At 57.6% G+C, this 9,456-nt stretch carries 4 protein-coding genes and 1 pseudogene; 1 reads left to right on the top strand and 4 read right to left on the bottom strand.

Annotation, left to right across the window (positions count from 1 at the left end; all coding sequences use genetic code 11):
- Positions 1 to 2,263, bottom strand: a 2,263-nt coding sequence (locus tag D8V06_RS29740) for an EAL domain-containing protein (protein WP_130932375.1), incomplete at its 3' end; no start/stop codon positions are given.
- Positions 2,264 to 2,483: 220 nt separating this feature from the next.
- On the opposite strand from D8V06_RS29740, the gene D8V06_RS29735 reads away from it, so the two are divergent.
- Entirely contained in the window at positions 2,484 to 6,617 is a 4,134-nt protein-coding gene (locus tag D8V06_RS29735; RefSeq protein WP_130932374.1) for a hypothetical protein, read from the top strand.
- Position 6,618: 1 nt separating this feature from the next.
- Here D8V06_RS29735 and D8V06_RS29730 read toward each other — a convergent pair whose 3' ends face one another.
- From D8V06_RS29730 to D8V06_RS29720, 3 genes and pseudogenes are all read right to left on the bottom strand, one after another.
- Positions 6,619 to 8,436, bottom strand: a complete 1,818-nt coding sequence (locus tag D8V06_RS29730) for an ABC transporter ATP-binding protein (protein WP_056856468.1) — start codon at positions 8,434 to 8,436, stop codon at positions 6,619 to 6,621.
- Positions 8,429 to 9,031 carry a DsbA family protein gene (locus tag D8V06_RS29725; RefSeq protein ID WP_177434516.1) on the bottom strand — a complete coding sequence of 201 codons (603 nt, stop codon included), beginning with the start codon at positions 9,029 to 9,031 and terminating at the stop codon, positions 8,429 to 8,431. Before D8V06_RS29725 ends, D8V06_RS29730 begins: the two co-directional genes overlap by 8 nt.
- 36 nt (positions 9,032 to 9,067) lie before the next feature.
- A pseudogene (locus D8V06_RS29720) lies at positions 9,068 to 9,456 on the bottom strand (hypothetical protein); the annotation flags it as partial.

Raw genomic sequence — 9,456 nt, 5'->3', positions numbered from 1 at the left:
GCCCGATGTGGTTGATCACCTCGACCATGGCGCGGTTAATCGGGTCGTCCAGCATGTCCTTTACGAAACTCCCGTCAATCTTCAGGAAGTCTACAGGCAAATGTTTCAGATACGCGAATGAGGACATACCGGCGCAAAAATCGTCGAGCGAAAACAGACAACCTAAGCCTTTGAGTTCATTGATGAATCTGATTGCACTGCCAAGATTTGAAATGGCGCTGGTTTCGGTGATTTCAAAACAAATCATTTCAGCGGGAATTGAATACGTCACGAACTGTTCGCGCAGGAAGTCGAGAAACGCCTCATCTCCGATGGTTGTGCCTGACAGATTGATCGCACACATGGCCAGCGGCCCGCAATGCGGCTCGGCCCGGCATTGGGCAATGATCTTGAATACGTTCTGTACGACCCAGCGATCGATCGAACTCATCAGGCCGTAACGTTCCGCCGCCGGAATAAAGCTGTCGGGCAGAATCATGCGCCCGGCTTCATCATGCAGACGCAGCAGAATCTCTATATGCCCGCCGCCCGAGTCGACGCCCAGGGGCGCGATTTCCTGTGCGTACAGACAGAAGCGGTCCTCTTCCAGCGCCATGTGCAGGCGCTGCACCCAGGCCATTTCGCCGAAGCGCAGGGACAATTCCGAATCATCGGGGTGATAGACCTGAACCCGATTGCGGCCCTTCTCCTTGGCCATGTAGCACGCCATGTCGGCAGCGCGCAGCGAGGCTTCAAGCGTGGTCGGATTCTGCGAAACGTGCACCAGACCGATACTCACGGTGGTCACGAATGGCCGGCCCTTCCAGACGAAGTGCAAATTCTGCACAGTCTGGCGCAGCGACTCGGCGATTTTCTCCGCGGCCTCTGGCCCGCAGTTTTCCAGCAGGATGCCGAACTCGTCCCCCCCCAGCCGGGCCAGGGTATCGCCTTCACGCAAACCCGATTGCAGCAGCGCGCAGATATGCCGCAGCAACTCGTCACCCGCGGCGTGGCCGCAGGTATCGTTGACCAGTTTGAACTGGTCCAGATCGAGAAACATCAAAGCATGCCGCCCTGATTGGCGCGTCAGGTTATGCAGCGCCTGCTCCAGGCGATATTCGAATTCACGGCGATTGGCGAGGCCGGTCAAGGCGTCATGAGTCGCCTGCCAGGACAGATTGGCGATGTATTGCCGCTCCTGAGTCATGTCGTGCAACACCAGCACCGTGCCGCTGACCTTGCCGGCATTGCTGATTGGCGCCCCCACCAGCGTCACCGAAACCGTGCTGCCATCGAGGCGTTGAATCAGTTTTGAATGCTCGCTGCCACCGCTGAGTTGCCCACTGAGAATATGTTCGATCAAGGTAAAACCATCGGACTGGGCGTTTTCATCCAATAGATTGAACAACGCCGCGAGCGGCAATCCTGCGGCCTGCTCGGCCTTCCAGTGAGTCAACGCCTCGGCGGCCGGATTCATGTAGGCGATGGCGCCATCCACATCCGTGGTAATCACCCCGTCGCCAATCGATTGCAGGGTGATTTGCGCCCGGTCCTTTTCCAGCTGCAAGGCATCGGCAAATTCATGGCGCTGCTTGAGCAGTTTGTGAGTACGCATCAACGCCAGCACGATCAAGCCCAGGGCGGTGGCGAGGTTGGTCAGCAGCAACAAGCGAAGAATCATCCGCGAGCCTTCGCCCAGCGCGTCACTGAAGGCTTTCGCCGCCGGTGTCACTTCATCATTGATGGCAAAGATCTGCGCCTTCCAGCGCTGGATGTCCGCCGCCGAAGTCGGGTGGGCGGTGATGTGCTCGTGCATGTCACGTGCAACGTCGTCGAGCTTGACCAAATAGTCGTCACCCACCGTCCACAGGTCGATGGCTTTCTCCAGATAACTGAAATGACGGAAATTGAGGTACAGCCAGATCAGACTGGAGACGTCGTCCGGGTGGTTACCGCCCTTGAGAATGGCCAGCCGCGCTGCTTCGATATCGGGCGGTTGCTGATCCAGCGCCACGCGCAATTCATGCCCGCCCTGAGGAACGGAAATGGCCTGCTGATACTTGCGGAAAATGTCCTGATCGCCGTTGTCGGCATAGAGATTGAGGTAATAGATGGCGTCTTTCTGGCCCTTGGACCAAAGGCTTTCGCCGGCAACATAGCCGCGAACCGCCGACAGCACATACAGGCTAACGCCGCCCAACAAGGCTTGGAACAGCACAACGGCGATAAAAGGCCAGACGATGCCCAACAGCCGTGGCGATCCGAGTGTCCGCGTTTGATTCATGTGTTCCCTTGTAATAGCACTGCTTGACCGTCATCCGGACGAATTCGCTGTAGCTAGACTAGGGTGAGTTCAAGGTTCCGGCAAGCGGAGGTTCAGCCTCGGTCACTCTAAACACAGCCATAAATATGTACAGCCACAGCAGATTTCGAGATCGATTTACTGGGCACTCGAGAATTCCCCTACGTGTTGTTGCGGGAATTGATTTCACGAGGAGTGCCACATGACATCGACACCTTTAGCTAAACCCGACACACCGGCTGCCAAAGAAGTTCGTGCCCGACAAGAGTTGGGACTGGATGACGGTCCGGATATCGATTATTTCATTGCCCGCCCTACAGCTCAGGATCAACAACGCTTCAAGACCTTGCAACGCAACGCCCCCACGCTTGCACAGTCTCTGACCATCAACCAGTACAAGACAAAACTCATCAATGCTCAAATCGTCGATACCGTTAAAACCTTTATCAGCAGTGAATCGTCGCTGATCCGTCATTTGGGCGGCGATGTACTGCGTCTGGCCTCCGAAGAGCAATTGCGTACAACGCCCTCGGTAATTCTCCAGGAAATCTTGAGCGCGCCCCGAACACAGGAACTTGCAGACCAACTGCTGAAGAAACTCAAGTGGTATGGCGCGCACCCCGGCGAACAGACGTCGACGTCCGTACGCAATCAACTGATTTGCAAAGCCATATGCCTCTATTTTCAGGAGTCGTCGGCTGACGACTCGCAAGTACTCGCCGGCTTCCGCTGGCAAGATCCGGCACGTTGGGGCAAAAGCTACCAGAGCCTGCGCAGCGAATTCGAACAGCACTTGCTGCACACCCGGCGGCTCACCAATATCAAGGATGCGATATTACTGGCGCGCGTGTACGAGACCCGCCTCTCGAAGGACTTCGCTGTGCGCGACATCCCGCCCGACCTTCCCTACAAAAGTTCGGTGGTGTGGGTGAACTTCATGCACGGCGTGCTGCTGGCAGATGAACTCGGCCTGAATCGATCGCAAACCCTGTCCTTTCAACAGCTCGTCGACCTGCCCCTGTCCCGGAGCGCCGACGCCTCGTCCGAACAACTTGAGCAGATTACCCGACTGAGGATGGGACCGGCACTGGAATGGGCGATCTGCTGTGGCATCGTTCAATCGCGCGCAAACTCGGATTACGACGAGAACGATATGACGCGGGCGACGGCCGCCCTGGAAAGCCACAGCGAGAGCCTGAACAAAGCTGTCATGACCCTCGATTTGCCACCCCCTGAAAGGCTGAAAATGGCCAAGCAGGCGAAAGATGATGTGTTTGGCGAAGCAATGTTCGAATCGGACGGGCGCAAGTTGTTGCGCGATGATCCACCAAGCAGCCTGGGCTCCAAGGATATGCCCTCGTTGAACCTGCCAGGCGATGCATTCCTCGATGTCTATGCCGATGGTCAGCTCGATGACGGCAGAAAATTTTTTGTCACCCAATCCGATGGCAAGACACGAACCAGTCTCTGGATCAAAATCGACGACATGCGAACCGTGCATCATGAGCCGTTTCGCAAAGACCACAGGGGCATCGAAAGGCCTGTGCTAACCCGATACGGGGGCAAGACGCTGCCTGATATCAACCAGCAGTTTGCAACGGACTTTGCACACTACCTCTCGAAAATCAGGACGGCCTATCAGACTCTGATCGCCAGTCTGCTGACCTCGCTGCCACTGGCCGACCGCCAGGCCCTCGTAGAAGGTGACGTCCGCCTGCTGAGCCTGCACCTGGAGCAGGCACGCATCGAAGCAAGCGGCGATATCCGGCCACGAAAAGGTTTCGTTCTACAGGTGACCCACAATCATGAAATCACCTATTACGAACTGATACCCAGCGCCGGCATGATTCGTCGCAGAGACCACTTGAGGTTTTCAACCGTCGAAGGCGTCCGCACCACGTACCCCTTGCACGCTTCGATTCCTGGACAAACATACTCTGCTGAAATCAGCACCTCGCTGCTTCTTGACTGGTCTGCGCACTTGAACGGCACCAGGCCCGCTGACAAGGCGTATTGCATAGCGATCCTCGGCGTGGTCGGTGACGTGCCTGCCACCGCCAATACCGAAGGAACGGCACAGGTCATCACCCGTTTGAATGCAGTGGCCCAATACATTGCAACAAACTTTCTGTACGTCGATGAAAGCCAATTACGTGCCCAGGCACGTGGCATGACAACATTCGACACTATCAGGGCCAGGAACGAACAACGGCGCAATACTTTCGTAGAGATTGCCAAAGCGTTTGTACCCTTCTGGGGCAGTATTGACGATCTTCTGTCAGGCCAGATACTCACAGGCGTGATCGGACTCGCCATGGACCTGGCTTCTTTCGTCAGTCCCATCGGGAAATTCATGGCGGGGTCGGTGCGTTTGATCAGGGCCGCGACCACAGCCTCGCGCATGGCCGTCAAAGCAAGTCTGCCTTCCTTTTCAACCTTGACCCGAAAACTGCTGGTCGCGTCGCTGCGCAACCTGAACCCGTTGGACGGGGTTCCGTCATTGCTCAAGGCCATCGGCAGCGGTACGTGGAAAGGGCTGTATACGGCGGGCCGCTTTGGTGTCAGTGGACTGAGAAAACTGGCAGGAAACACCGACAGCTACCGACTGGTTCACAACCTGCCCCAAGCAACCGACCCCGGGCGCTGGAAACCTCTGACATCGAGTGATCGACTGGCAACGATCGACGGTGTCGATGATGTACTCGTGCGCAACACCAGCCCGTCGGACCTGACCCGATTCCACCCGGTCGACCCGGTAACGTCATTGCCCTATGGTCCCCGCCTGCACAATCACAGCGACAACCTCATACATGGCCGGTCAACCTTCAAAACGTTAGCCCCCACCGATACGCACACGCTGGTAGAACTTCCGGAGCAAGCCCGTATCCGTGAAGTACTCGAAGTCGATGGTCGTACCACTCTGTTCGTGGATGACATCCCCTATCGACTGGACAACGACCAACTGCGTCGTGCCGACTTGATTGATGACCAGGCGATGTTCAAATCCTTGCCTTGCCGGGTACGCCGCCATCCGGGTGCCGATGTCTGCAAGACCACATTCGTCACCGTCGATCCGGCACCGACGCCGGCCATTGGCAGTTTCGACGAGACTAAAGGCTGGGCGCCGTGGTTCGGAGACAGTATCTATACGCCGGCCACTGCGGATCGGGCGATGTTGCTTAAAACCCTGAAGTCTAAAAGATCGCTCCCGGCTACAGTGGAGTTCCAGAAAGGGATCTATGGCAGGATCAAGGTAGAAATCCCCTACGGCAAACAGGGTCAGTTCGACACCTTCGAAGCCGGTGCCATCATCATCCCGGCGATAGACGAATCCAAGCGCTACGTGTTTACCCGCCTGGATGCCGGACACTTTTATGTCGCCGAACTGGCACAAGGTCAAAACCTGACGGACAAACTGAATCTCAGGAAAGCTTCGAGATTGCCGGAAGATCTCAATCAAGAACTGCTCACGGTCTACACCGGTTCATTGAATGCCAACAATGTGGCAAGGATTCACGGCACGCCGGCAGTGGAGCGAGCGTTGCAAACCATGGAAGAGATTGCCATTCCGATTGGAGGCCACGTGAACCCGCCGGACACGCTCAAGCTGCTCAAAGTCGATACCAGTCCAGGCGAAGCGGTGCTGTTCGATCACTCGACCCGAATGATTGTCACGCAGTTGCCCAAAGGGGCAACCAGTTGGTCGCGAAGCAAGGTCGCATCAGAAGATTTCCGGAAAAGAACCGTGGAAATCTTCGATACATTGTTCCTTGAGCCGAGCACCGTGCTGAACAATGCCGACAGCGCATTGAATATCAAGAAAACGATGATGAAGCTGCACAAGCTTATCCCTTACAACCAGCGTTCATTCAATCCCAGAAACATCGCCTACGCGGAAGTCGTCACGGCCACCGGGAAGCGCGAGGTCTATGTCAGTGTTTCGGGGGCGCAGGGGGCGACCGGGCATCTGCCTTTGTTCAAACAGAATCTTGGCGCAGATCAGATCAGGGTCGGTGAAACGACTTACTTCAATGTCGATATGAATCAGGAATTTCCCAACACATCACTGCTCGTGTCGAATGAAGGAAAACTGCTCGCTGTGCCGGCAACCATAAAGGAAATTGATAGCTATCACCCGGCACTGACGCGCAGGCCCACATCACTGGACAGTGAAAGCAAGTTGATCAGCGCCATTCGCGAAAAATACCCCGATGCCGGATCGATCGAAACCGTGAACGTCGCTACCACCATGCCACCTTGCGAATCGTGTTCGGTGGTGGTCAAGGAGTTCGGTTTCGACGGCGGTGAAAATGCTTTGAACGTCCTGTGGAACTGATCTAGTGCTGCTGCAAATGCCCATACAACTTGGCATACAAGCCGCCGTCGGCAATCAACTGCTGGTGATCGCCATCCTCGGCAATCTGCCCACCGTCGAACACCAGCACACGGTCTGCCTGTTTTACCGCCGATAGCCGGTGGGCAATGATCAGCGTGGTGCGGTTGCTGAGGAACCGCGCCAATGCCTGGTGCAGGTTGTATTCGGTGGCGGCGTCCAGCGCTGAGGTGGCTTCGTCCAGAATGACCACTTTCGGTTCAGCCAGGACCATCCGCGCGATGGCCAGGCGCTGGCGCTGACCGCCGGACAAACGCACGCCGGACCGCCCGACAATGCTGTCCAGGCCGTTGGGCAGTTCATGGATGGTGGCGTGCAATTGGGCGATTTCCAAGGCCTGCCAGCAGGCCTCGTCGCTGCGTTCGCGGCCCATGGTCAGGTTGGCGCGCACCGTGTCATTGAACAACGCCGGATGCTGCAGGACCACCGCGACGTTTTCCCGCACCGTTTCCAGGCCGATTTCCTGCTGGGTCGAGCCGCCGAAGCGAATGGTTCCCGCCAGCGGCGTGTACAGGCCCAGCAACAACTGCACCAGCGTACTCTTGCCGCCACCGCTGGCACCGACGATGGCCACTTTTTCACCGGGGGCGATAGACAGGTTCATCTGGTTCAACACCAGCTCGTCGCCATAACCGAAACTCAAGCCCTGGACCTCGATACCGACAGTTTCGCGTCCGGTGAACGGGTCGACGCCCTTGGGGTATTGCGGCTCATCGGCGCGCGACAGCAGCTCGTTGATGCGCGACAGCGCACCGCCCGCCGCGTAGAAGGCGTATTGCAGGTTCAGCAGTTGTTCGACCGGACCGATCATGAACCACAAGTAGCTGAACACCGCGAGCATCTGGCCGATCGACAGGTCGGAAAACAGCACCGTGAGCATGGCGGCGGCGCGAAAGATATCGATGCCGAACTGGAACAACAGACCGCTGGCCCGGTTCGAGGCGTCGGTTTTCCATTGGGAATTGACCGCGTAATCGCGAACTTCCCTGGCCCGCAGCCCCAATCGACCGAGGAAAAAGCCCTGACGGTTGCCGGCGCGCACTTCCTGGATGGCATCCAGGGTTTCGGTCAGCGCCTGGGTGAATCGCGAGGTGCTGTCGTTCTCGAGTTTCTTCAGGTGTTTGACCCGTTTGCCCAACTGCACCGTGGCGTAGATCACCAACGGGTTGAACAGCAAAATCAACAGCGCCAGTTTCCAATGCATCCACATCAGAATCCCGGCGGTGCCGACCAGGGTCAGCATGGCCACCAGGAAGCGGCTGAGGGTTTCACCGACAAACTTGTCCACCGTGTCCAGGTCGGTGACCAGATGAGTGGTGACGGTGCCACTGCCCAGGCTTTCGTATTCACCCAGTGAAATACGCTTGAGGCGTTCGATCAGGCGGATGCGAATGCGGTAGACGATGTCTTTGGCCAGGGCAGCGAACAACCGCGCCTGAAGCACGTTGAACAGCAACGCCGCGCAACGCAGGGCCAGGGTCACCACCAGCATCAGGCCAATGTAACCGGCGGCTTTTTGCCAAACCTCAGGCAGCGCGAGGTTCATGATTTTCAGCGCGGCGTCACCGTGCCCCAACAGCACTTCATCGACCAGCAACGGCAGCAGCAACGGGATCGGCACACTGCACAGCGTCGCCAGTACGGCAACGCCGTTGGCGATCCAGAGCGATTTCTTGTGATGAAGCGCCAGACGACGGATTTCCGCCCAGCTCAAGCGGTCGACACGTTTAGCGGTTACGGCTTCGTCGGGCAGGTCATGCACAGGCAGCGCGCTCCAGCCAGCGGCCGAGCAGCGGGGACAAAACGCTCAAAGGCTGATAGCCATTGGTCAGCAACGCCAATTGCCCGTTTCGCTCAGCCAGCAACGTGGGGAAACCGGCGATGCCCAGGTCCTGGACCCAGGTGAAGTCGGCAGCCGTCGCGGCATGCGTATCGGCACGATCAAACGCTGCTGCGAATTCGATACGCGGCAGACCGGCCTGTTCTGCCAGCTCCACCAGGACACTGGCGCGCGTGACATCGCGACCTTCAGCATAAAAGGCATGTTGAATCAGGCCGAGCAGTTTCCAGGCACAATCCGGCGCCAGGTTGCGAGCCGTCACCAGCGCACGGCAGGCAGGTTCGGTGTCGTAGACAAAACCGTCAGGCAACGCGCCCTCACGCTTGAACGGCTGGCCGGTAGCCTCGGTGACCGCCTGCCAGTGCTCAAGGATATAGCGCCGGGTGGTCGGTTCCAGCGCGGCGCCACTGCCGGTGCGCAAACCGCCCACTACCAGATGCACATCCACTCCGGCGGCCGCCGCCTGCTCTACCAATGCGTTTGCAACCGGAGCAAAGCCCCAGCACCAGGAGCACATCGGGTCCATCACATAGAGCAGGCGCGCAGACATGGTTCAGGCCTCGGAAGATGATGCTTGCTTGTAGTTGTAGCCGATCGGGTGAGGCATGTTGCGGGCCTTGGCCAGTTCGATCTGCTTTTGCCGATCGATGGCGCTGCGCCGGGTTTTCTCGCTCAGTTTGTCCCAGCAATGCGGGCAGCTGATACCGGCTACGTAGTGCTCGGAGGCGCGATCCTCGATGCTGACCGGCGTGCGACAGGCATGACATTGATCGTAATCACCTTCGCTCAGGTCATGGCGAACGGTCACGCGGTTATCGAACACAAAGCAGTCACCCTGCCACTTGGTTTCTTCCTGTGGCACCTCTTCGAGGTACTTCAGGATGCCACCCTTGAGGTGATAGACCTCATCGAAGCCTTCGCTGAGCATGTAGCTCGAAGCCT

Origin of the sequence: Pseudomonas sp. Sample_24, assembly GCF_004307605.1 — a bacterium.
Classification (GTDB): domain Bacteria; phylum Pseudomonadota; class Gammaproteobacteria; order Pseudomonadales; family Pseudomonadaceae; genus Aquipseudomonas.
The sequence above is the reverse complement of the archived record's forward strand: the minus strand, read 5'-3'. Positions and strand labels throughout refer to the sequence as shown.

What these genes read in the sequence shown, in the direction of transcription:
- D8V06_RS29735 (WP_130932374.1), top strand. Translation starts at nt 2,484, where the DNA reads ATGACATCGACACCTTTAGCTAAACCCGACACACCGGCTGCCAAAGAA.
- D8V06_RS29725 (WP_177434516.1), bottom strand. Translation starts at nt 9,031, where the DNA reads ATGTGCTCCTGGTGCTGGGGCTTTGCTCCGGTTGCAAACGCATTGGTA.